Origin of the sequence: Citrobacter sp. 172116965 (genome assembly GCF_013458095.1) — a bacterium.
Classification (GTDB): domain Bacteria; phylum Pseudomonadota; class Gammaproteobacteria; order Enterobacterales; family Enterobacteriaceae; genus Citrobacter; species Citrobacter braakii.
Genome location: NZ_CP046673.1, coordinates 928690 through 951172, shown reverse-complemented (window position 1 = coordinate 951172; position 22483 = coordinate 928690). Strand labels below are relative to the sequence as shown.

General features: G+C 51.9%; 18 protein-coding genes and 2 pseudogenes. 7 read left to right on the top strand and 13 right to left on the bottom strand.

Translation table 11 applies throughout. The features are described from left to right. The first annotated feature begins 50 nt into the window (after positions 1–50). Positions 51–905, top strand: coding sequence for a pantoate--beta-alanine ligase (gene panC, locus GPJ68_RS04580; protein WP_104651526.1), 855 nt, complete (start codon positions 51–53; stop codon positions 903–905). Positions 906–1000: 95 nt separating this feature from the next. Beyond that, positions 1001–1381 (top strand): aspartate 1-decarboxylase, encoded by a 381-nt coding sequence (panD, locus tag GPJ68_RS04575; RefSeq protein WP_000621526.1) that lies wholly within the window; start codon positions 1001–1003, stop codon positions 1379–1381. A gap of 6 nt (positions 1382–1387) precedes the next feature. Here the strand turns inward: panD and GPJ68_RS04570 are convergent, their stop codons facing one another. The 4 genes from GPJ68_RS04570 to GPJ68_RS04555 all read right to left on the bottom strand — a co-directional run bounded on the left by GPJ68_RS04570 (position 1388) and on the right by GPJ68_RS04555 (position 4916). Further along, complete coding sequence (locus tag GPJ68_RS04570; protein ID WP_103928918.1) at positions 1388–2617, bottom strand: polysaccharide deacetylase family protein; 1230 nt, start codon at positions 2615–2617, stop codon at positions 1388–1390. Between the two features lie 61 nt (positions 2618–2678). Next, positions 2679–3119, bottom strand: a complete 441-nt coding sequence (locus tag GPJ68_RS04565; protein ID WP_016151735.1) for a PTS sugar transporter subunit IIA — start codon at positions 3117–3119, stop codon at positions 2679–2681. 103 nt (positions 3120–3222) lie between these two features. Next, positions 3223–3993 carry an ABC transporter permease gene (locus tag GPJ68_RS04560; protein ID WP_003829467.1) on the bottom strand — a complete coding sequence of 257 codons (771 nt, stop codon included), beginning with the start codon at positions 3991–3993 and terminating at the stop codon, positions 3223–3225. Then, the gene (locus GPJ68_RS04555) at positions 3990–4916 is read right to left on the bottom strand and encodes an ABC transporter ATP-binding protein (protein ID WP_046275357.1); all 927 of its coding nucleotides are present in this window, start codon (positions 4914–4916) and stop codon (positions 3990–3992) included. Before GPJ68_RS04555 ends, GPJ68_RS04560 begins: the two co-directional genes overlap by 4 nt. A gap of 101 nt (positions 4917–5017) precedes the next feature. Here GPJ68_RS04555 and can point away from each other — a divergent pair, with 101 nt between their 5' ends. Then, entirely contained in the window at positions 5018–5707 is a 690-nt protein-coding gene (gene can, locus GPJ68_RS04550; protein WP_016151733.1) for a carbonate dehydratase, read from the top strand. A 70-nt stretch (positions 5708–5777) separates the two neighbouring features. On the opposite strand, the gene hpt is transcribed toward can, so the two are convergent. Beyond that, positions 5778–6314: a hypoxanthine phosphoribosyltransferase gene (hpt, locus tag GPJ68_RS04545; RefSeq protein ID WP_016151732.1), complete on the bottom strand. Its 537-nt coding sequence runs from the start codon at positions 6312–6314 to the stop codon at positions 5778–5780. A gap of 203 nt (positions 6315–6517) precedes the next feature. Between hpt and GPJ68_RS04540 the strand changes: the two are divergent. Next, positions 6518–8909: pseudogene (locus GPJ68_RS04540) on the top strand (glucose/quinate/shikimate family membrane-bound PQQ-dependent dehydrogenase). 34 nt (positions 8910–8943) lie between these two features. Here the strand turns inward: GPJ68_RS04540 and GPJ68_RS04535 are convergent. Continuing rightward, a complete protein-coding gene (locus tag GPJ68_RS04535; RefSeq protein ID WP_016155709.1) occupies positions 8944–9465 on the bottom strand; it encodes a hypothetical protein in 522 nt (173 codons plus the stop codon). Positions 9466–9587: 122 nt separating this feature from the next. After that, complete coding sequence (cueO, locus tag GPJ68_RS04530; RefSeq protein ID WP_103283480.1) at positions 9588–11204, bottom strand: multicopper oxidase CueO; 1617 nt, start codon at positions 11202–11204, stop codon at positions 9588–9590. A 153-nt stretch (positions 11205–11357) separates the two neighbouring features. Between cueO and GPJ68_RS04525 the strand changes: the two genes are divergently transcribed. After that, complete coding sequence (locus GPJ68_RS04525; protein ID WP_003018667.1) at positions 11358–11705, top strand: YacC family pilotin-like protein; 348 nt, start codon at positions 11358–11360, stop codon at positions 11703–11705. A gap of 602 nt (positions 11706–12307) precedes the next feature. On the opposite strand, the gene GPJ68_RS04520 is transcribed toward GPJ68_RS04525, so the two are convergent. The 4 genes from GPJ68_RS04520 to acnB form a co-directional block, all read right to left on the bottom strand. Further along, a protein-coding gene (locus tag GPJ68_RS04520) for an IS5-like element ISKpn26 family transposase (RefSeq protein ID WP_255489313.1) occupies positions 12308–13287 on the bottom strand; the annotation gives its coding sequence in 2 pieces (ribosomal slippage) (positions 12308–12846 and positions 12846–13287; 981 coding nt in all). 125 nt (positions 13288–13412) lie between these two features. Then, complete coding sequence (locus GPJ68_RS04515; protein ID WP_049281552.1) at positions 13413–14627, bottom strand: rhomboid family intramembrane serine protease; 1215 nt, start codon at positions 14625–14627, stop codon at positions 13413–13415. Between the two features lie 113 nt (positions 14628–14740). Beyond that, positions 14741–15103, bottom strand: a complete 363-nt coding sequence (gene yacL / locus GPJ68_RS04510) for a protein YacL (protein ID WP_016155706.1) — start codon at positions 15101–15103, stop codon at positions 14741–14743. Positions 15104–15277: 174 nt separating this feature from the next. Further along, complete coding sequence (acnB, locus tag GPJ68_RS04505; protein ID WP_049042705.1) at positions 15278–17875, bottom strand: bifunctional aconitate hydratase 2/2-methylisocitrate dehydratase; 2598 nt, start codon at positions 17873–17875, stop codon at positions 15278–15280. 447 nt (positions 17876–18322) lie between these two features. Between acnB and GPJ68_RS04500 the strand changes: the two genes are divergently transcribed. Both GPJ68_RS04500 and GPJ68_RS04495 read left to right on the top strand, forming a co-directional pair. After that, complete coding sequence (locus GPJ68_RS04500) at positions 18323–19924, top strand: DUF3300 domain-containing protein (RefSeq protein ID WP_103283478.1); 1602 nt, start codon at positions 18323–18325, stop codon at positions 19922–19924. A 10-nt stretch (positions 19925–19934) separates the two neighbouring features. Then, a complete protein-coding gene (locus GPJ68_RS04495; protein WP_016155703.1) occupies positions 19935–20729 on the top strand; it encodes a DUF2950 family protein in 795 nt (264 codons plus the stop codon). 50 nt (positions 20730–20779) lie between these two features. Here GPJ68_RS04495 and traT read toward each other — a convergent pair. Together traT and lpdA are read right to left on the bottom strand one after the other, a co-directional pair. Further along, positions 20780–20962: pseudogene (gene traT, locus GPJ68_RS04490) on the bottom strand (complement resistance protein TraT); the annotation flags it as partial. 67 nt (positions 20963–21029) lie between these two features. Continuing rightward, positions 21030–22454, bottom strand: coding sequence for a dihydrolipoyl dehydrogenase (gene lpdA / locus GPJ68_RS04485; protein WP_016155701.1), 1425 nt, complete (start codon positions 22452–22454; stop codon positions 21030–21032). Positions 22455–22483: the final 29 nt, after the last annotated feature.

The following is a 22483-nucleotide window of genomic DNA, read 5'->3' as shown; positions in this document are numbered from 1 at the left end:
AAACGCCTTATCCGGCCTACGGTTCCTCAGGCAACTCAAGGAGTCTTGTCGTGTTAATCATTGAAACCCTGCCGCTGCTGCGCCAGCATATTCGTCGTCTGCGTCAGGAAGGCAAACGCGTCGCTCTGGTTCCCACCATGGGCAACCTGCACGACGGCCATATGAAGCTGGTCGATGAGGCAAAAGCGCGGGCTGATGTGGTGATCGTCAGCATTTTCGTCAATCCGATGCAGTTTGACCGACCGGACGATCTGGTGCGCTATCCACGCACGCTGCAGGAAGATTGTGAAAAGCTGAACAAGCGTAAAGTCGATTACGTTTTTGCGCCAGCCGTTGAGGAAATCTACCCGCAGGGTCTGGAAGGCCAGACGTTCGTTGAAGTTCCCGGTCTCTCCACCATGCTGGAAGGCGCCAGCCGTCCAGGCCATTTCCGTGGCGTTTCCACTATCGTCAGCAAGCTGTTTAACCTGATCCAGCCAGATATAGCCTGCTTTGGCGAGAAAGATTTCCAGCAGCTCGCACTGATCCGCAAAATGGTGGCGGATCTGGGTTATGACATTGAGATCGTTGGCGTGCCGATTATTCGCGCCAAAGACGGTCTGGCGCTTAGCTCACGTAACGGTTATCTGACCACAGAGCAGCGAAAAATTGCGCCGGGTCTGCACAAAGTGATGAACGGCATCGCTGAAAAGCTGCTTGCTGGCCATCGTGACCAGGAAGAGATTATTGCCATTGCCGAGCAGGAACTGAATGAAAAAGGCTTCCGTGCCGACGATATTCAGATTCGTGATGCCGACACGCTGCTGGAGCTGACGGAAACCAGTAAACGCGCGGTGATTCTGGCCGCCGCCTGGCTGGGTCAGGCACGTCTGATCGATAATCAAAGCGTTACATTAGCCCAGTAGACAGGGGTTAAAAATCAGGCAATACTGCCTGAGAATTTCTCAAAGCAGGCCAGTAGCGCCTGCTTAGCCAAGGTAAACGACAGGGTATAGAAGTTATGATTCGCACCATGCTGCAAGGCAAGCTCCACCGCGTCAAAGTCACGCAGGCGGACCTGCACTACGAAGGCTCCTGCGCCATCGACCAGGATTTTCTCGATGCCTCTGGTATTCTGGAAAACGAAGCTATTGATATCTGGAACGTGACCAACGGTAAACGTTTCTCAACCTATGCGATTGCGGCTGAACGCGGCTCCAGAATCATCTCGGTGAACGGCGCAGCGGCGCACTGTGCTGAAGTCGGCGACATTGTGATTATCGCCAGCTTCGTCACCATGTCTGATGAAGAAGCCCGCACCTGGCGTCCGAAAGTGGCCTACTTTGAAGGCGACAACGAAATGAAGCGTACCGCGAAAGCCATTCCGGTACAGGTTGCCTGACAGCCCTTACCCCTGCGGCTGATTACTTATCAGCCGCGACATCGTCTCCAGCGAATCCGTTCTTAAAATATAAAGTCTTTTCAATAAGAACGGATTATCCCCCGGTTTAACCTTCCCTCTCACCGTGGTGACCGCCATGTGGAATCCCGCGTCGCCTGCCGCTTTTACTGCGGTGGCGTTATAGCCGCCAAACGGGTACGAAAGATAAAGAACGTGAGGGTTAAACTGGGACAACGCCCGACGCGAACGGGCAAAATCAAACAGAATATTGTGATAGCTGCGACTCATCAGGATTGGCCGGTGATTCGCATCAACCCGATGTAAAAAATGGGTATGCGACTGGAAGTCGAACACGTCCCTGATCTCATTCAGTTCCGCGATGCTCATAAACTGCAGTGATTTCGGATCCCACTTCTGCGGGTGGCGCTTGATACGTGAGGAGATAATAAACGCCGTTGCCTTCATGCCGTGCTGCTTCAGAATCGGGTAAGCATAACGACTCACCGACTTCAGACCATCATCAAAAGTCAGCACCACTGCCCGCGCCGGGAGATTCATATTGTTGCGAACATAGCCTTCCAGTTGGTACATCGTCAACGTGGTGTAGCCGCGGTCCTGTAGCCAGGCCATCTGGTTGCTGAAGGCGCGTACGGAGGTTGTCGTGGAGGTGTGACGAAAACGGGTATTCTCTTCATCGCGCAGAATATGGTGATAGGTTAACACCGGGATACCGTTGTCTTCCTGCGCATCCAGAGCGCTGATATAGGCCAGTCTGCCGCCAATACGGATCTGGTACCAGGTTTGGTTGAGACGGTCTTTAAGCTTGCTGATAACCGGATAACGCAGATTATCCGCCAGCACGCCAAACGGGGCGCTACCAACATCCGGAGCGTTATAAACCGGCGTATCTTTCCAGGTGATCAGGCTTTGGTTGCTGAGGGGTTTATTGAGATCGCCCAGACCATCGTCGACTTTCTGCCGCCCCTGCACAGGCTCCAGATGCCCTTTATCAATAAACCCGGTACCAAAACCAAAGGTAAATTCGTAATAATCTGCCGCAATTGGCTCAACGGCGAGGATCTGCCCGGCGCGAATATTCCCTACCGTCACCATCTTGTTGCCAATCTGCGCCCACACGGCGGCCGCTTCGGTGGTTTGCATGTAGCGAGCAGGCAAAGCCGCAGCTATGCTGCCAGAAAACAGGAGCAATAAAACAAGCAGAACGCGCATCACCATATGAGATAACCGAGGCGAGAAACCCCGGCTATTGTAGCAAAAGCGCCATCAATACCAATGATTAATACTCATACAAATCATGCTTCAACACGAAGGGGGGATTTTTCTGTTGTTGATGCCAGAGGCTAGAGACTTCGGGCCCGCCAAGCGCAACGATGCTATCACGAAACGCAGAACTGCTCATCGATTCCCGCGACGATAGCATTCGCTCAAGCAATGGATAACTGATACCTGAAATCACTTCACACTGGGGATGTTTATGGCTCATTAACGAAGCCACTCGGTAAGGCGCGGCCCCGGCCATATCCGTCAGGAATATCACACCCTCGCCAGAGTCTGTAGCATGCAGGGCATGGCACATCATGCGGCTTAGCATATTCGAGCTAAGACCACGCCAAAAACTCACCGCCTGGCATTGAACCAACGGGCCGTACTTTTTCTCCAGACGATGCAGCATATCCTGTGCCTTATCATCATGACAGGTAATTACCCAACCTAGCATTGCCTACCTCCTTAGCAGGCAAGTAGTTTATCAGGGTGATAAATCCGTAATGGTGATAAGCATCAAAAGTCTTCCTCTCCCGGGTAAGGAGAGGAAGAAAGACTTAGCTGCGCAGGCCGCGTCCGCGCTGAATCAGGTACCAGCACAGCAAATAAAACGCCGCGATAAACACCACCAGCACGCCAAAGGTGGTGACCAGCGGAACATCGTGGATCCCCAGGAAGCCGTAACGGAAACCGCTAATCATGTAGACAATCGGGTTCAGATGCGACAGTCCCTGCCAGAACGGCGGCAGCAACGTTAACGAATAGAAAACGCCGCCCAGATAGGTCAGCGGAGTCAGCACGAAGGTTGGGATCAGGCTGATATCGTCAAAGGTTTTAGCGAAAACCGCGTTCAACAGACCGGCCAGCGAAAACAGCACCGCTGTTAACACCAGCGTAAGCGCCACAAAGACCCAGGAATGCACCTGGAACGGCACAAAGAACAGCGAAATCGCTGTTACCAGGATCCCTACGCACAGGCCACGCGCCACGCCGCCGCCAACAAAGCCGGCGATGATCACGTGCGTCGGTACCGGAGCGACCAGTAACTCTTCAATGTTGCGTTGAAACTTGGCGCTGAAGAATGACGATGCCACGTTAGCGTACGAGTTGGTAATTACCGCCATCATAATCAGCCCTGGCACGATAAACTGCATGTAGCTAAAACCATGCATTTCGCCGATTCGCGAGCCGATCAGGTTACCAAAGATAATAAAATAGAGCGTCATAGTAATGACGGGAGGAACCAGAGTCTGGACCCAGATACGCATAAAGCGGTGGATCTCTTTCGCCCAGATGCTTTTCAGCGCAACCCAATAAAGCTGCATCATGCGCGATCTCCTTGTTTTTCATGCACCAGAGAAACAAACAGTTCTTCCAGTCGGTTCGCTTTGTTTCGCATACTCAATACCTGAATGCCCTGGGCGCTCAGCTGTGAGAACACGCTGTTGACCCCCTGTTCACGCAGTACTTCCACTTCCAGCGTGGAGGTATCCACCAGCCGGTATTGATAGCCCTCCAGTTTTGGCAGCGGGCTTTTCGGCGCCAGATCGAGAATAAAGGTCTCGGATTTCAGCTTAGAGAGCAGGCTCTTCATCGAGGTGTTTTCCACCAGCTCGCCGTGCTGAATAATGCCGATGTTGCGACACAGCATTTCCGCTTCTTCGAGATAGTGAGTGGTCAGAATAATCGTGGTGCCTTTGTCGTTTAAATCCTTTAAAAAACCCCACATTGAACGACGCAGCTCAATGTCGACCCCCGCCGTCGGTTCATCAAGGATGAGTAATTTAGGCTCGTGCATTAGTGCGCGGGCAATCATCAGACGGCGTTTCATCCCGCCGGAGAGCATGCGTGCGCGCTCGTTACGTTTTTCCCATAAATCGAGCTGCTTTAAATATAGTTCGCTGCGTTTGACCGCCTCTTTATACTCAACGCCGTAATAACCCGCCTGGTTGACTACGATCTGCTGCACGGTTTCAAACGGGTTAAAGTTAAACTCCTGCGGTACCAGACCAAGCTGGCGTTTCGCATTAACGGTATCTTTTTCAAGATCGTATCCGAAGACGCTCACCCGCCCAGAGGTTTTATTCACCAGCGAGCTGATTATCCCGATGGTGGTGGACTTGCCTGCGCCATTCGGTCCCAAAAGCGCATAAAAATCCCCCGCTTCGACTTGCAAATCTATTCCGCGTAACGCCTGAACGCCACCGGGATAGGTTTTTTTAAGTTGTTGAAGTTCCAGAGCAATGGTCATGGTTTTTTACTTACCTTACATTCTAATGCTTGATATTTGGTTTTAATAAATCAGGAGTTAACCTATATTAGCGCAACGCAATTCAATTGGTTACAGCCTCCATGAAAGACATAGATACACTCATCAGCAACAACGCGCTATGGTCAAAGATGCTGGTAGAAGAGGATCCCGGATTTTTTGAAACGCTGACTCACGCACAAAATCCGCGCTTTTTATGGATTGGATGTTCCGACAGTCGCGTTCCCGCAGAACGTTTAACCGGTCTTGAGCCGGGTGAATTATTTGTTCACCGTAATGTTGCCAATCTGGTTATTCACACCGACCTGAACTGTCTCTCAGTAGTTCAGTATGCGGTGGATGTGCTGGAAGTGGAACATATTATTATTTGCGGCCACTATGGATGTGGTGGCGTACAGGCAGCTATTGAAAATAAAGAACAGGGGCTGATTGATAACTGGTTACTGCATATTCGCGATATCTGGTTTAAACACAGTTCACTGCTGGGCGAAATGCCGCAGGAACGTCGCATTGACACCCTGTGCGAACTGAATGTAATGGAGCAGGTCTACAACTTGGGCCACTCAACCATCATGCGTTCAGCCTGGAAGCGCGGTCAGAAAGTTACCATTCACGGCTGGGCTTACGGTATTCATGATGGCCTGCTGCGCGATCTGGACGTCACCGCCACCAGTCGCGAGACGCTGGAGCAGCGCTATCGCCAGGGGCTGTCTAACCTCAGCCAGAAACATACCAATCACAAGCAGATACCAACAAGCGGCAGCGACGCTTAAGTCGCTTTTCGGCCTGCGGGGAAGTATCGTGCAGGCCGAATAAGCAAAGCGCCATCAGGCGCTCCCGACATTACTCGTCCAGCAGTACCACTTTACCAACGTACGGCAAATGGCGATAACGCTGGGCATAGTCAATGCCGTAGCCGACAACAAACTCATCTGGGATAGAGAATCCGATAAACTCAACCGGAACATCCACTTCGCGACGGGTAGGTTTGTCCAGCAGCGTACAAATAGCCAGGGATTTCGGCTCGCGCAGGCTCAGAATCTCACGCACTTTGGACAACGTGTTACCGGAGTCGATGATGTCTTCGACAATCAGCACGTCCTTGCCACGAATGTCTTCATCCAGGTCTTTCAGGATTTTAACATCGCGCGTGGTGGACATTCCGCTGCCATAGCTGGAAGCAGTCATGAAATCGACTTCGTGGGAGACATGCACTTCACGGCACAGGTCGGCCATAAACATAAATGAGCCGCGTAACAGACCAACCAGCACCATATCGCTGCCGCTGTCCTTGTAACGTTCGTTAATCTGACGTCCCAGTTCAGCAATACGCGCTTTGATCTCCGCTTCCGGGATCATGACTTCAACAGTATGTTTCATATCTCTAACCATATGATTTAAAAACAAATCACTCAATGCTAACTTTTAATAAGCCAGCATCTAAGCGCAAGGCACGCAGTATACCAGCAAAAGCATTCATACGCGGCATCTGTTGATAAAGTTCATAATGTGACGTTTATCACGCGTTTTAGCTCCTATAATTAACTGCTATTAAAGAAATAACACCTGTGATGGTATTTTTTATGGCAAATAACAACGTACGTTCTCAACGGCTTATCGTGACCCTGAGCGCCCTGTTTGCGGCACTTTGTGGACTATATCTCCTGATTGGTGGAGGCTGGCTGGTCGCCATCGGTGGCTCCTGGTATTACCCGATCGCGGGCCTTGCCATGCTCGGTGTGGCTCTCCTGCTGTGGCACAGTAACCGTTCCGCCCTTTGGCTGTATGCCGCCCTGCTTCTCGCCACCATGATTTGGGGCGTCTGGGAAGTCGGCTTTGATTTCTGGGCGCTGACGCCGCGTAGCGACATCCTGGTCTTCTTTGGTATCTGGCTTATCCTGCCTTTCGTCTGGCATCGCCTGATTATCCCTTCCAGTGGCGCAGTAGCGGCGCTGGTGGTGGCCCTGCTGATTAGCGGCGGTATCCTGACCTGGGCTGGCTTCAACGATCCACAAGAGGTTCACGGCACGCTGAGTGCAGATACCTCTCAGGCCGATGCAATCTCAGCGGTTGCCGACGAGGATTGGCCGGCTTACGGTCGCAATCAGGAAGGTCAACGCTACTCACCGTTAAAACAAATTAACGCTGACAACGTTCATCAGTTGAAAGAAGCCTGGGTATTTCGTACCGGGGATTTAAAACAACCCAACGATCCCGGTGAAATCACCAATGAAGTCACGCCAATAAAAGTGGGGGATACTCTTTATCTGTGTACCGCCCATCAGCGGCTGTTCGCCCTGGATGCGGCCAGCGGGAAAGAGAAGTGGCATTTCGATCCCCAACTCAACACCAATACCAGCTTCCAGCACGTAACCTGTCGCGGCGTTTCTTATCATGAAGCCAGACCGGATACAGCTTCTGCAGAGGTGATGGCCGACTGTCCGCGCCGCATCCTTTTGCCGGTCAATGATGGTCGACTGTTTGCCTTGAATGCCGAGTCCGGCAAGCTGTGCGAAACCTTCGCCAATAAAGGTATTTTGAATCTGCAGACCAATATGCCGGATACCTCACCGGGCCTGTACGAACCGACGTCTCCCCCGATAATCACCGATAAAACTATCGTTATTGCCGGGTCGGTAACCGATAACTACTCAACCCGCGAAACATCCGGGGTGATACGTGGTTTTGACGTCAATAACGGCAAGCTTCTGTGGGCATTTGATCCCGGTGCCAAGGATCCTAATTTCATCCCGTCAGATGAACATACCTTCACCTTTAACTCACCCAACTCCTGGGCACCCGCGGCCTACGACGCGAAGCTGGATCTGGTGTATCTGCCCATGGGCGTTACCACGCCGGATATCTGGGGCGGTAACCGCACACCGGAACAGGAACGTTACGCCAGCGCCATTCTGGCGTTAAATGCCACGACCGGGAAATTGGCCTGGAGCTATCAGACCGTTCACCACGATCTGTGGGATATGGACTTACCGGCGCAGCCAACCCTGGCGGATATCAACGTCAATGGAGAGAAAATTCCGGTCATTTATGCCCCGGCAAAAACCGGTAATATCTTTGTGCTCGACCCGCCGTAATGGTGAACTGGTGGTGCCTGCCCCGGAAAAACCGGTGCCGCAAGGTGCAGCCAAAGGTGATTATGTCAGCAAAACCCAGCCGTTCTCCGATCTCAGTTTCCGTCCGCAAAAAGATCTCAGTGGTGCGGATATGTGGGGCGCAACCATATTTGACCAGTTGGTGTGCCGCGTAATGTTCCACCAGCTGCGCTATGAAGGCATTTTTACCCCGCCTTCAGAGCAAGGCACTCTGGTGTTCCCGGGTAACCTCGGCATGTTCGAATGGGGCGGCATTTCCGTTGATCCCAACCGTCAGGTAGCCATTGCCAACCCGATGGCGCTGCCGTTCGTTTCTAAGCTGATCCCACGCGGTCCCGGCAACCCGATGGAGCCGCCGAAAGATGCCAAAGGTACTGGCACAGAGTCCGGGATTCAGCCGCAGTACGGCGTACCATTCGGCGTAACGCTTAATCCATTCCTTTCACCATTTGGTCTGCCGTGTAAACAGCCAGCATGGGGCTACATTTCCGCCGTAGATCTGAAAACCAATCAAGTGGTGTGGAAAAAACGCATTGGCACGCCACAGGACAGCATGCCATTCCCAATGCCGGTTCCGGTGCCGTTCAATATGGGGATGCCGATGCTGGGTGGACCTATCTCCACCGCGGGTAACGTGCTGTTTATAGCCGCGACTGCCGATAACTATCTGCGCGCATACAACATGAGCAACGGTGAAAAACTGTGGCAGGGTCGGCTTCCGGCAGGCGGCCAGGCAACGCCGATGACGTATGAAGTTAACGGTAAGCAATATGTGGTGATATCCGCCGGGGGCCACGGCTCATTTGGCACCAAGATGGGCGATTATATTGTGGCATATGCGTTGCCGGACGACGCGAAGTAAAATGGAAAACGCCCGCTAATCAGCGGGCGTTTTTTTATTCAAACTTCAGTGACAGTAACGACGCTTTTGCGGCTTCCTGATACTGAGCCACCAGATCTTTGGTCATATTGAAGGAGACCTGCACCGCTTTCTCGTTTTGCGAGGTAATCAGCAGCATATTGAGAATTTCAGTATCCGGCGCTTGAGAACGGAAAGTAATCAGCCACGCTTTATGCCCATCAACCGTGACAGGTTCCGCCTGCGGCTTGAAGTTGGTCAGCATCTTCAGTGTCGCATCCTTTGCCATATCCAACTGAGCGGCAGGCAACGCGTTGCGCCCGGCGGTAATACCTAGAGACGCTTTACCGCGTTCGTCACCGTAAATCACCTGTGGACGGTTTTCAGAAGGGTATTTGATTTTTGCCATTTCGTCCGGCATCGGCGTGAGCGTCTGCGGAATTTCGAGACTTAAATTCAGTTTTGAAATCTGTTGGCGTTCCATCTTCATCGCAGCCTGTGCCGAAACCGCCAGAAGCATAATAAAAGATGCCGTCAGTACTTTACGCAAAAGGGTCATGAATACCTCGTGATGAGTGATTAACCTCATCAGTATATGAATGCTTTTACTCGACGATAAGGGTAATAATCCGTTTTTGAAATAAACATTTAGCGGATAGCGCCACCGCTATCCGCCGCTGTTTATACGGTAAAACCGAGCATCATCCCGGTATCCTCATGCTCTAACAAATGGCAGTGCGCCATATAGGCATGTTCCTTTGGCGCGTCGTGGTCAAATTTCACCAGCACCTCGCTCACGCCGCCCTCAACCCGCACCGTATCTTTCCATCCCGCGCGGTGCGCAGCAGGCGCTTTGCCATTTTCAGACAGAATACGAAACTGCGTGCCGTGAATGTGGAACGGATGCAGCATCATGTCGCCCTGACCGGAAATCACCCAGCGTTCGTGTTGACCTTTCGCCGCGGCAAACATCGGTTTATTCATATCAAACGCCTGACCATTAATCCGGTTGGCATTATGGAAATCGAATGTTCCATGCTTCATGTTGCCCATGTCACCATGCTGCATATTCCCCATCTCACCGTGGTTCATATTGCCATGCTTCATGTTCCCGTGGCCCATATTGTCATTATTCATATGGCCCATCATCTTGCCATGATCCATACCCGCCATAGCCTGAGCGCCGTACTTCTTCATCAACATTTGCATGCCCATCATGTCGAGCATTGGGTCCATCGATAATTGCAGTTTGCGCACCGTCAGCCCCTCAAGCGATGGCAGCGCCGGCATGGATGTCAGCGTATCCGGCAGCGTGCCGGAAGCGGTAATCAGCAGTGGCTGAACGTGCATCACCGGATGCGGCTTATCAAATGGCGCAATCGCCATGCCCATCTGACCCACAGGCAGAGTGACCAGATCAAACGCTTTACCATCGCTCACGTCCACCAGCACTTCAAATCGTTCGCCCATCAGCATGGGAAGTTCGGTTACTTTTACTGGCTCTGCCAACAGTCCGCCGTCGCTGGCAATAACGTACAAAGGACGATTGTCGCTGGCCGCGATATTCAGTGAGCGTGCGTTACAACCATTTAGCAGACGCAGGCGCAACCAACCGCGCGGTGCAGCATGCTGAGGATAAATCGCCCCATTGGTCAGCAGCGTATCGCCAAACCAACCGACGGCAGCGGTCATGATGTCCAGTTGATAGTTAACCTGACCATCAGCAGAGAACTGTTTATCCTGAATAATCACCGGCACATCATCAATGCCCCACTGCTTAGGCAGCAGCAGCTTGCGAATCTCTTCATCTTCAATCAGCACCAGCCCGGCCAGGCCCATCGCCACCTGATGACCAGTCTTCCCATGCTGATGCGGGTGGAACCAGCAGGTTGCCGCGCGCTGATCCGGTGTGAAGGTCACAGAACGTTTCCCACCCGCCGGAATAATACCTTGCGGGCCACCGTCGACTTCACCGGGGATTTCCAGCCCGTGCCAGTGCAACGTCGTCTCTTCGGCAAGCTGGTTATGGATATCCACCGTCACCGATTGCCCTTTACTCAGCTTGACCGCCGGCCCGAGCAAACTGCCGTTATATCCCCAGGTCGTGGCTGTTTTACCGGCAAAACTCGACTGTCCGGCTTGCACGATCAGCTGCATACGGTTAGAGGCATCTGCGGTTAACAGGTCTGGAATGGGTAATGCGGGACGGTCTGCAGCAAATACGCTCCGGCTCCACAGAGGTAACGCTGACGCGACGCCCAGCGCCACGGAGTACTTTAAAAAGTCACGACGTTGCATAATCACTTCCTTATATTCAGCAGCTTAAGCAGGCTATCTTTTAAGCATAAGCCTTCCCCTTACGGGAAGGTCAAGTAAACGGCTAATAATAAAGGTCGTCGCTTCGCTCGCAGTGTGCTAACGTTTAAATTCCGTGATGCAGTGGTAGAAGCAATGAAGACGTTTTTCAGAACCGTTTTGTTCGGCAGCCTGATGGCCGTATGCGCAAACAGCTACGCGCTTAGTGAGTCCGAAGCCGAAGATATGGCCGATTTAACGGCAGTTTTTGTTTTTCTGAAAAATGACTGTGGATACCAGAATTTGCCAAATGGGCAGATTCGTCGCGCACTGGTCTTTTTTGCCCAGCAAAACCAGTGGGACTTGAGTAATTACGACACCTTCAATATGAAAGCGTTGGGTGAAGACAGCTACCGCGACCTCAGCGGTATAGGCATCCCAACGGCCAAGAAATGCAAAGCGCTGGCACGTGACTCCCTGAGCCTGTTGGCTTACGTTAAATAGCCTCTATCCACTGAAACGTCTATTGAAACAATGACTGGGCATTCCCTGTCATTGTTTACTTTGGATCACCAAGATCACATCATTTTTGAAAACGAAGATTTTGGCTGCTGGATGACGTGGTGCAAATCACCGAGCGCGATGAGTTTATGAATCATGAAATGATGGCCCACGTTCCTGTATTGGCCCATAGCCATGCCAGGAATATGCTGATTATCAGGAGGGGGGACGACGCTATACCGAGTGAAGTACCACGTTCGCGACTTCACCTACGACGTGAACAAGGAAAATATCTTTCATACTAAGATTTTACTGAAAGAAATCTACCTTCAGCACTGCACGTCCCATACTGAACCGAAAGAGTTTAGAGAAGAGGAACCTAATGTCATCACCGGTCTGCTCTGGAGAGAGATACGCGAAATCTACTCCCCCCATAATATACAAGTAATTTTATCTAAGGAAGGTGCGAATAAGCAGGTCATTTCTTCCCAAGCTGACTCGCTGATTAAAATTTCGCGGATCTGGGCCGATTTTTTTCCCGCAAACACATCGAATCAGCCTATTTAGGCTATTTTTTCCACCATTTCTGGCGTTATTTCCGGTTTTTACTGAGATCTCTCCCACTGACGTATCATTTGGTCCACCCGAAACAGGTTGGCCAGGGTGAATAACATCGCCAGTTGGTTATCGTTTTTCAGCAGCCCTTTGTATCTGGCTTTCACGAAGCCGAACTGCCGCTTGATGATGCGAAACGGGTGCTCCACCCTGGCACGGATGCTGGCTTTCATGTATTCGATGTTGATGGCCGTTTTGTTCTTGCGCGGATGCTGCTTCAAGGTTTTTACCTTGCCGGGACGCTCGGCGATCAGCCAGTCCACATCCACCTCGGCCAGCTCCTCGCGCTGTGGCGCTCCTTGGTAGCCGGCATCGGCTGAGACAAATTGCTCCTCTCCATGAAGCAGATTACCCAGCTGATTGAGGTCATGCTCGTTGGCCGCGGTGGTGACTAGGCTGTGGGTCAGGCCACTCTTGGCATCGACACCAATGTGGGCCTTCATGCCAAAGTGCCACTGATTGCCTTTCTTGGTCTGATGCATCTCCGGATCGCGTTGCTGCTCTTTGTTCTTGGTAGAGCTGGGGCCTCAATGATGGTGGCATCCACCAAAGTGCCTTGGGTCATCATGACGCCTGCTTCGGCCAGCCAGCGATTGATGGTCTTGAACAATTGACGTGCCAGTTGATGCTGCTCCAGCAGGTGGCGGAAATTCATGATGGTGGTGCGATCCGGCAGGGCGCTATCCAGGGATAATCGGGCAAACAGGCGCATGGAGGCGATTTCGTACAGGGCATCTTCCATGGCACCGTCGCTCAGGTTGTACCAATGCTGCATGCAGTGAATACGCAGCATGGTCTCCAGCGGATAGGGCCGTCGGCCATTGCCCGCCTTGGGATAAAACGGCTCGATGACAGCGGTCATATTCTGCCATGGCAGAATCTGCTCCATGCGGGAGAGGAAAATCTCTTTTCGGGTCTGACGGCGCTTAGTGCTGAATTCACTATCGGCGAAGGTGAGTTGATGGCTCATGATGTCCCTCTGGGATGCGCTCCGGATGAATATGATGATCTCATATCAGGAACTTGTTCGCACCTTCCCTAACTTCACATTCAGACACCGATTTTCAACACAGGTCTTGTGACAAAAATTGTTTATTACCACCGACGACAAATTGTAGTTCTGCACCGCTCTAAAGAAACAGCATTAAATATTAATTCAGGGATATTCTCAAATATTTTACTAGAGTTATCATTCACGATCACTGATTCGTTAAATTGATGTTCAGCTTCAAAATATTTTTTGATATCTACAGATGAATTTGGATAATTTTTAAAAGAAATATTAACAAGTTTTTGTCGGGCCACGCAATAATTACTAATTATTTCTATACTATGTTTTTCAGTTTCACTTATCTTTTCAGAACGCAGATCCTCAGTAATATTTATACAATTATTCAAATCCTCTTCAATACGCTCTTTAATTCTTAAGCCATATTTATAAAACAACCCCCTCATTTTTTCACAGTCGATTAGTTCAGATCGAACAATACTTCCGCTTTCAACACTAGCATCAACACATTGGTTAAAAAATCTAAAATCTATCGGTTGGTCTGGGGCACCCTCTCGCATGTCTTTCACAATAAACTCTAATCTAGAAAGTCGAACGAACTTAATATTCTCAGGAATTGAATATTTAGCAAGCACAGCACCTTCAATTATACACACTGTCATGATCAGAATTATTGAAACCTTGCCTGGTTTTTTAAAAAAATGGGTCTTCCCATCTACACTTAGGGCACCTAAGACGAACCCAGTAACAAAACCACCCAAATGTGCCATGTTATCTACAGGCAGAAATAATCCTAAACATATTACAATAATAACATTGGTGAAAATTTTAGAAAATGGAAGCTCGATCTTGTTACACAATCCAAAAGCTAGCAAATAGCCGGTAATACCAAGAATGGCTCCTGATGCTCCACAACTAACTATCAACTCATATCGATGAACTACAGCACTTAATATCCCTCCAGCGATACCAGATAACATATAGACAGCAATAAAAACTCTACGTGAAAACATGTTTTCAAACAAAAAACCAATCCCAAGTAGTGCAATCATATTAGAGAAAAAATGAAAAATACTTAAATGCATAAACATGCTACTTAAAAGTCTCCAGTATTCACCTGATAGGGTTAACGGAGACGCATTCCCTCCCCATGCAATGATGAATGAGGATGCTTGATATAAATTAAACGCCCGCGAATCCAAATAAGCCGAAAAAACAAAGAAAACAAAATTAACAAAAACAAGAACCGCAGTAACAGCCCATTTACTATTTTTAAACCCACTTATCTTTAGATAACTCATGATTGATAATCCCTGTTTCTGATTTACTTTCATCCATAAAATTTAGACATCTTGTTAATTCACAAGATGTCTAAATTTAAAACCTCCCAGTTAATTACACAACCCTAAGAAGATCATTTTTGCTTTAAAAATTCACGATAAGCCGCCACGACCTGAAGAAAGTCCTCTACGCCGCAAAGTGAAAAGCTCTCTTCGTCGTAGTAGCTCATCCCCTCTTCCATTTCATCTCCGGAGAATTCCAGCTGATTGGCGCGCACCATCACCTCTTCACCATCCAGCCAGAGCGTGTATTCATGCCCTGCTCGCTGCCAGGAGCGCTCACTGCCCTTCACCGCATGCGCCGCCTGTTCCACTTCATCAAGTAAGGCCAGGTTCTCTTTCACTTCTTCGTTAAACCAGTGCCCCACCACCTCGTGGCCCATGGACATACGCACTTTTACCACTCCGGTAATATCGCGCAGAAATTCGTAATCCATAATGTCTTCCTCTGCTCCCGGCAATGCGCCAATACCGCATTGCGCCTTGCTGTAATTATCGCAGCAGCGCGGCAGAAAAAAAGCGTAGCGGGTATAAGGAATAGAAATAAAAATGCCCGGAGAAGCAGACTTCTCCGGGCATTGATGCGTTTTTACACAAATCGCGTTTGCGTATTACACCGCGGTCTGGAAAATCACACCATCGGCTTTCTCAGTATACTGAGACAGCTGGTCGAAGTTCAGATAACGGTAAGTATCCACCGCCGTCTTATCAACCTGCGCCACATAGGTCTGATACTCTTCCGCCGTCGGCAGTTTGCCAATCAGCGCCGCAACCGCCGCCAGCTCCGCAGAAGCCAGGTAGACGTTCGCCCCGGTACCTAAACGGTTCGGGAAGTTACGGGTAGAGGTCGAAACCACCGTTGCGCCGTCAGCCACACGCGCCTGGTTACCCATGCACAGCGAACAGCCAGGGATCTCAATACGCGCACCGCTCTTACCAAACACGCTGTAGTAGCCTTCTTCGGTCAGCTGCGCCGCATCCATACGGGTTGGCGGAGCCACCCACAGACGCGTCGGCAACTGGCCTTTGTGTGCATCCAGCAGTTTACCCGCCGCACGGAAGTGGCCGATGTTGGTCATGCAGGAGCCGATGAAGACTTCATCGATCTTCTCGCCCTGCACGTCAGACAGCAGACGCGCGTCGTCCGGATCGTTCGGTGCACACAGGATTGGCTCTTTGATATCCGCCAGATCGATGTCGATCACCGCCGCGTATTCTGCGTCAGCGTCGGCTTCCAGCAATTGCGGATCCGCCAGCCATTTTTCCATCCCCTGCACACGACGCTCCAGCGTACGGCGATCGCCGTAACCTTCAGCGATCATCCACTTCAGCAGAACGATGTTAGAGTTCAGATACTCAACGATCGGCTCTTTGTTCAGTTTGATGGTACAACCGGCAGCGGAACGTTCAGCGGAGGCATCGGTCAGTTCGAACGCCTGCTCCACTTTCAGATCCGGCAGACCTTCGATTTCGAGGATGCGGCCAGAGAAGATGTTTTTCTTACCTTTCTTCTCAACGGTCAGCAGACCCTGTTTGATCGCGTACAGCGGAATGGCGTGTACCAGATCGCGCAGGGTAATCCCCGGCTGCATTTTGCCTTTGAAACGCACCAGAACGGATTCCGGCATATCCAGCGGCATCACGCCGGTCGCAGCAGCAAACGCCACCAGGCCAGAACCCGCCGGGAAGGAGATGCCAATCGGGAAACGAGTATGGGAGTCACCACCGGTGCCGACGGTATCCGGCAACAGCATGCGGTTCAGCCAGGAGTGGATTACGCCATCGCCCGGACGCAGCGACACGCCGCCACGGTTCATGATGAAGTCCGGCAGAGTGTGGTGCGTGGTCACGTCAACCGGCTTCGGATACGCGGCAGTGTGACAGAAGGACTGCATCACCAGGTCAGCAGAGAAGCCCAGGCACGCCAGGTCTTTCAGTTCATCACGGGTCATCGGGCCGGTGGTATCCTGAGAACCCACGGAGGTCATCTTCGGTTCGCAGTACGCGCCCGGACGGATACCTTTCACGCCGCAGGCGCGGCCCACCATTTTCTGCGCCAGAGAGAAGCCGCGGCTGCTTTCCGCCACGTCTTTCGCCTGACGGAATACGTCGCTGTGCGGCAGTCCCAGCGCTTCGCGCGCTTTGGTGGTCAGGCCACGACCGATGATCAGCGGAATACGGCCACCAGCGCGCACTTCGTCGATCAGCACATCAGTTTTCAGCTCAAAGCTTGCCAGCAATTCGCCGGTTTCGTGGTTACGCACTTCTCCTTTGAACGGGTAAACGTCAATCACGTCGCCCATGTTCATGTTCGAAACGTCCACTTCGATTGGCAGTGCGCCCGCATCTTCCATGGTATTGAAGAAGATCGGTGCAATTTTGCCGCCGAGACACAGACCGCCGCCACGCTTGTTCGGTACATGAGGGATATCATCGCCCATGAACCACAGTACGGAGTTGGTTGCAGATTTACGCGAAGAGCCGGTACCAACAACGTCACCCACATAAGCCAGCGGGTAGCCTTTTTTCTGCAGTTCTTCAATCTGTTTGATCGGACCTACCGCGCCCGGCTGGTCCGGTTCGATACCTTCACGGGCGTTTTTCAGCATCGCCAGCGCGTGCAGAGGGATATCCGGGCGAGACCATGCGTCCGGTGCCGGAGAGAGGTCATCGGTGTTGGTTTCACCCGTCACTTTAAACACGGTAACGGTGATTTTTTCAGCCAGAGCAGGACGGTTCAGGAACCATTCGGCATCGGCCCAGGACTGCATTACCTGCTTCGCATATTCGTTGCCCGCTTTGGCTTTTTCTTCTACATCGTAGAAGTTATCGAACATCAGCAGCGTTGAAGAGAGCGCTCTGGCGGCAATCGGCGCCAGTTTTGCGTCGTCAAGCGCGTCGATCAGCGGATGAATGTTGTAACCACCCTGCATGGTGCCCAGCAGTTCAATGGCTTTTTCTGGAGTCACCAGCGGGGAGGTGGTGTCGCCTTTCGCGACGGCAGCGAGAAAACCTGCTTTAACATAAGCGGCTTCATCTACGCCAGGAGGAACGCGGTTGATCAACAGGTCTAACAGGAATTCTTCTTCGCCCACAGGCGGGGTCTTCAGCAGCTCGACAAGTGCGGCCATTTGGGTTGCGTCTAACGGTTTTGGCACAATCCCCTGGGCAGCACGCTCAGCTACGTGCTTACGGTATTCTTCTAGCACGACGATATCTCCTCGCTCTCATTGTCATAATGCGGCGCTTTTGTAGATGGGCGATTCTCTTCACGCTCCTGTGAGACAGTAGTTAGTAGGGTAAATGCCCGGTACCGCGTAAGGCACAATAACAGGATTTTCATTAAGTGTTAATCCGTTTACAAAAAAGCAACATAAAAAATTGGCTGAATCGTTAAGAATGGTGTAGCGACAAGGCGGGGCGTAATTTAGGCTCCCTAAAAACGATGTGAAACGGTGGATTTTCAAGCGCGACATGCTGAATATTCCAGCGATTTTTCAGCCATCAGATATAATTGTGTAATAAATCTTCACACTCTTTTTCCGGACCTGCCGGGTGAATCCCCAATAAAAGTCAAAACTATCTAACACGGGTGAATAATACTCGCGGCAACAGAACGCCTCACGGCACAGCGCTTGTCTCGTTGGAGTCATTTTATGAAGTTGCCCTTTAAGCCACATCTGCTTGTCCTTCTGTGCAGTGCCGGGCTATTTGCCGCCTCTGGCGTGATGTTCGTTAAAAGTCGCGCAACGGAGCCAGCAGCTCCAGCCCCCGTCGCACAGCAACCGTCCGCACCGGCTCCAGCTCCCGTAGCGGCCCCTGCCTCGGCCGATCAACCAGCGCCCACCGCAGCCCCTACGTACACATCGGCACAAATCGATCAGTGGGTTGCGCCTATCGCGCTCTATCCGGATTCACTGCTGTCGCAAATTTTGATGGCCTCAACCTACCCGGCCAACGTCATCCAGGCCGCGCAGTGGTCAAAAGACAATCCCAAAATGCAGGGTGATGCCGCCATTCAGGCCGTTGCCAGCCAACCCTGGGATCCCAGCGTGAAATCGCTGGTGGCGTTTCCACAGCTGATGTCGCTGATGGGTGAAAATCCGCCGTGGGTACAGAGCCTGGGCGATGCATTCCTTGCGCAGCCGAAAGAGGTTATGGATTCCGTTCAACGCCTGCGTGCGCTGGCGCAACAGACCGGAGCATTGCAATCAACACCGCAGCAGACTGTTACCACCGTGGCCAAAGCAGCTCCGGCTAAAACCGTTACCAGCGAGTCAACGACCACAACAGCCACGACCGCCGCCTCAGCAAGCCCAACGGTAATCAAAATTGAATCCGCCGACCCGCAGGTAGTTTACGTTCCCACCTATAACCCAAATACGGTTTACGGTACCTGGCCGAACACCGCCTATCCGCCAACCTATCTACCGCCAACGCCCGGCGAGCAGTTTGGCAACAGCTTCGTTAACGGTTTAGGCTTCAGCCTCGGCGTCGCCACAACTTATGCCATCTTCAGCAATATTGACTGGGATGACGACGATGACTGGGATCACCATCATAACGATGACTGGGATAACCATGGCGGCTATAACCGCAACGGTGATAACAACATCAATATCAACGTTGATAACTTCAATAAAATCAGTGGACAGCGTCTGACGGATGCCAACCGTACCTGGCAGCACAACCCGGCCTATCGCGAAGGGGTTCCGTACCCTAATAGCCAGCTCAATAACCGCTTCCACTCCACTAACACGGCTACGGGCCTAAGCTCAACCCAGCAAAGACCGGTCAACCGTGATAGCCAGCGTCAGGCAGCGTTGAGCCAGATGGAAAAATCAACGGGGAAAACCTTCCCCCAGACGGCGCGTACGGGAACGAAAGACGCCCAGCGTCAGGCATCCAGCCAACAGCTAAAGCAAATTTCCCAGCGTAATAACTACCGTGGTTACGATAGCAAACCGCAAACGGCAAAACGGGCAAACACTCAGCAACATGAACATCGCCAGGCCGCCACTCAGCGACAAGAGAAACGGGTCACGCAACCAGCGCAGCAACGCAACGTGCAGCAGCGCAATCTTCAACAACGGACCAGCCAGCCGCGGGCCAATGCGCTGAGCGGCAACGACAGTCGCTCCGCCAGTTGGCAGGCGCAGCAGCAGCGAGGGGCTCAAAGCAGGCAGGTCGCCCGCAACCAGCCATCTCGCCAGCTATCCGGCGACCGTGCTGAACACCGTGAATTCCGTCATCGTTAAGGGAAGCGACATGAAAAATAAACTACTCAGTGGAATGGTGTTATTCATGGTTTCGACCACCGCGATGGCACAGCAATCCTTCAGCACACCAGACCAGGCGACCGATGCCCTGGCAACCGCGATAAGCGAGCAGAATGAAAGCGCGATGAACAACCTGCTCGGGGAAAACTGGCGCGAGTTTCTGCCACCGGAAGGCGTCGATCCTGATGCGGTTGATCGCTTCCTGCGCGACTGGAAGGTCCGCCATAATACCGTCATCGACGGCAATACCGCGCACCTGGTGGTCGGGGACAGCGACTGGCAACTGCCGATCCCGGTTGTTAAAACCGCTTCCGGCTGGCAATTTGATATCAAGGAAGCGGCTGAAGAGATCCTGACCCGAGAGATTGGGCGCAACGAACTTGCGGCTATTGAAGCATTACACGCCTATGTAGATGCTCAGCAAAGCTACTTTGCGATGAACCAAAAATACGCGCAAAAGATTGTCAGTTCTGAAGGGAAAAAAGATGGTCTGTACTGGCCTGTTTCGCCCGGCGAAGCGCCAAGCCCGCTTGGCCCGGCCTTTAGTCCGCAAGAGCCTGGCACGGGCTATCACGGCTATCGTTTCCGTATCCTTCCCGATAAAACCAGCGGCTTTGCGATGGTTGCCTGGCCCGTCAGCTACGATCACACTGGTGTTATGAGTTTTATGATTAACGGTGATGATAAAGTCTACCAGGCCGATCTCGGCGCTGATGCACAGCAGAAAGCCGAGGCGTTAACCGCATATCATCTGGATAAAAACTGGCAGCCCGTAGCGCCCTGAATGCCAGTCAAATAGTGAGTTGACCGGGGCTCCGGCCAACTCACGAGAGATTACAGGATGTTAGCGACGGATTTCGCCAGCTGCGCTTCCAGAACCGGTTTCGCTTCTTCGAACTTCAGGTTCACTTTGTTGGCATTAGACACGACGCGGGTCTGGTATTTTGCGCGATCGCCCTGCGCGCTGCTGGTTTGCAGCTTGATACCGGACGTGCCCTGGCGCAGTGCGGCAACGTTACCAAAACTGGTAGCTTTCAGGCAAAAAAAACGCCTCCGAAGAGGCGTTTTCACAAAAGCGGGAAGATTACTTTTTCTTCGCTTTCGGGTTTGGCAGGTCGGTGATGCTACCTTCGAACACTTCTGCCGCCAGGCCCACAGACTCGTGCAGAGTCGGGTGCGCGTGGATGGTCAGCGCGATGTCTTCAGCATCACAACCCATTTCGATCGCCAGACCGATTTCACCCAGCAGCTCGCCGCCGTTGGTACCGACAATCGCACCACCGATAACACGGTGAGATTCTTTGTCGAAAATCAGTTTAGTCATACCGTCTGCGCAGTCGGAAGCGATAGCACGACCAGAAGCAGCCCACGGGAAGGTGGCGGTCTCAAAGCTGATGCCTTTCTCTTTCGCTTCTTTCTCAGTCAGGCCAACCCATGCAACTTCTGGTTCAGTGTATGCGATGGATGGGATAACTTTCGGATCGAAGTAGTGTTTCTTACCGGCGATAACTTCAGCGGCAACGTGACCTTCGTGAACACCTTTGTGCGCCAGCATCGGCTGACCGACGATATCGCCGATAGCAAAGATGTGCGGCACGTTGGTACGCAGCTGTTTGTCAACGCGGATGAAGCCACGGTCATCAACTTCCACGCCAGCTTTGCCCGCGTCGAGGTTTTTGCCGTTCGGTACACGACCGATAGCCACCAGCACTGCATCGTAACGCTGAGCTTCAGCTGGCGCTTTTTTGCCTTCCATAGAAACGTAGATACCGTCTTCTTTCGCTTCAACGGCGGTTACTTTGGTTTCCAGCATCAGGTTGAATTTCTTGCTGATGCGTTTGGTAAAGACTTTAACCACGTCTTTATCGGCAGCCGGGATAACCTGGTCGAACATTTCAACCACGTCGATCTCTGAACCCAGCGCATGGTACACGGTACCCATTTCCAGACCGATGATACCGCCGCCCATTACCAGCAGGCGCTTAGGAACAGTTTTCAGTTCCAGTGCATCGGTGGAATCCCACACGCGCGGATCTTCATGCGGAATGAATGGCAGTTCGATCGGACGGGAACCCGCCGCGATGATCGCGTTGTCAAAGTTGATCACGGTTTTGCCGTTTTCACCTTCAACTTCCAGGGTGTTCGCCCCGGTAAATTTACCCAGACCGTTAACCACTTTCACTTTACGGCCTTTGGCCATACCCGCCAGACCGCCGGTCAGTTGAGTGATAACTTTTTCTTTCCAGGTACGAATCTTGTCGATATCGGTTTTCGGCTCGCCAAAAACGATACCGTGTTCAGCCAGCGCTTTGGCTTCTTCGATAACTTTTGCTACGTGCAGCAGCGCTTTAGAAGGGATACAGCCGACGTTCAGACAAACACCACCGAGGGTGCTGTAACGTTCTACGATGACGGTCTCCAGACCTAAATCTGCGCAACGGAAGGCAGCAGAGTAACCTGCAGGGCCTGCCCCAAGTACCACGACCTGAGTTTTGATTTCAGTGCTCATCATGACCTCTTAATTTATACCCGTCGTCC

Excerpts from the sequence above, each read along its gene's own strand:
- panD (WP_000621526.1), top strand. The coding sequence starts at position 1,001 with ATGATTCGCACCATGCTGCAAGGCAAGCTCCACCGCGTCAAAGTCACG.
- GPJ68_RS04570 (WP_103928918.1), bottom strand. The coding sequence starts at position 2,617 with ATGGTGATGCGCGTTCTGCTTGTTTTATTGCTCCTGTTTTCTGGCAGC.
- GPJ68_RS04565 (WP_016151735.1), bottom strand. The coding sequence starts at position 3,119 with ATGCTAGGTTGGGTAATTACCTGTCATGATGATAAGGCACAGGATATG.
- GPJ68_RS04560 (WP_003829467.1), bottom strand. The coding sequence starts at position 3,993 with ATGATGCAGCTTTATTGGGTTGCGCTGAAAAGCATCTGGGCGAAAGAG.
- GPJ68_RS04555 (WP_046275357.1), bottom strand. The coding sequence starts at position 4,916 with ATGACCATTGCTCTGGAACTTCAACAACTTAAAAAAACCTATCCCGGT.
- can (WP_016151733.1), top strand. The coding sequence starts at position 5,018 with ATGAAAGACATAGATACACTCATCAGCAACAACGCGCTATGGTCAAAG.
- hpt (WP_016151732.1), bottom strand. The coding sequence starts at position 6,314 with ATGAAACATACTGTTGAAGTCATGATCCCGGAAGCGGAGATCAAAGCG.
- GPJ68_RS04535 (WP_016155709.1), bottom strand. The coding sequence starts at position 9,465 with ATGACCCTTTTGCGTAAAGTACTGACGGCATCTTTTATTATGCTTCTG.
- cueO (WP_103283480.1), bottom strand. The coding sequence starts at position 11,204 with ATGCAACGTCGTGACTTTTTAAAGTACTCCGTGGCGCTGGGCGTCGCG.
- GPJ68_RS04525 (WP_003018667.1), top strand. The coding sequence starts at position 11,358 with ATGAAGACGTTTTTCAGAACCGTTTTGTTCGGCAGCCTGATGGCCGTA.
- GPJ68_RS04515 (WP_049281552.1), bottom strand. The coding sequence starts at position 14,627 with ATGAGTTATCTAAAGATAAGTGGGTTTAAAAATAGTAAATGGGCTGTT.
- yacL (WP_016155706.1), bottom strand. The coding sequence starts at position 15,103 with ATGGATTACGAATTTCTGCGCGATATTACCGGAGTGGTAAAAGTGCGT.
- GPJ68_RS04500 (WP_103283478.1), top strand. The coding sequence starts at position 18,323 with ATGAAGTTGCCCTTTAAGCCACATCTGCTTGTCCTTCTGTGCAGTGCC.
- GPJ68_RS04495 (WP_016155703.1), top strand. The coding sequence starts at position 19,935 with ATGAAAAATAAACTACTCAGTGGAATGGTGTTATTCATGGTTTCGACC.
- lpdA (WP_016155701.1), bottom strand. The coding sequence starts at position 22,454 with ATGAGCACTGAAATCAAAACTCAGGTCGTGGTACTTGGGGCAGGCCCT.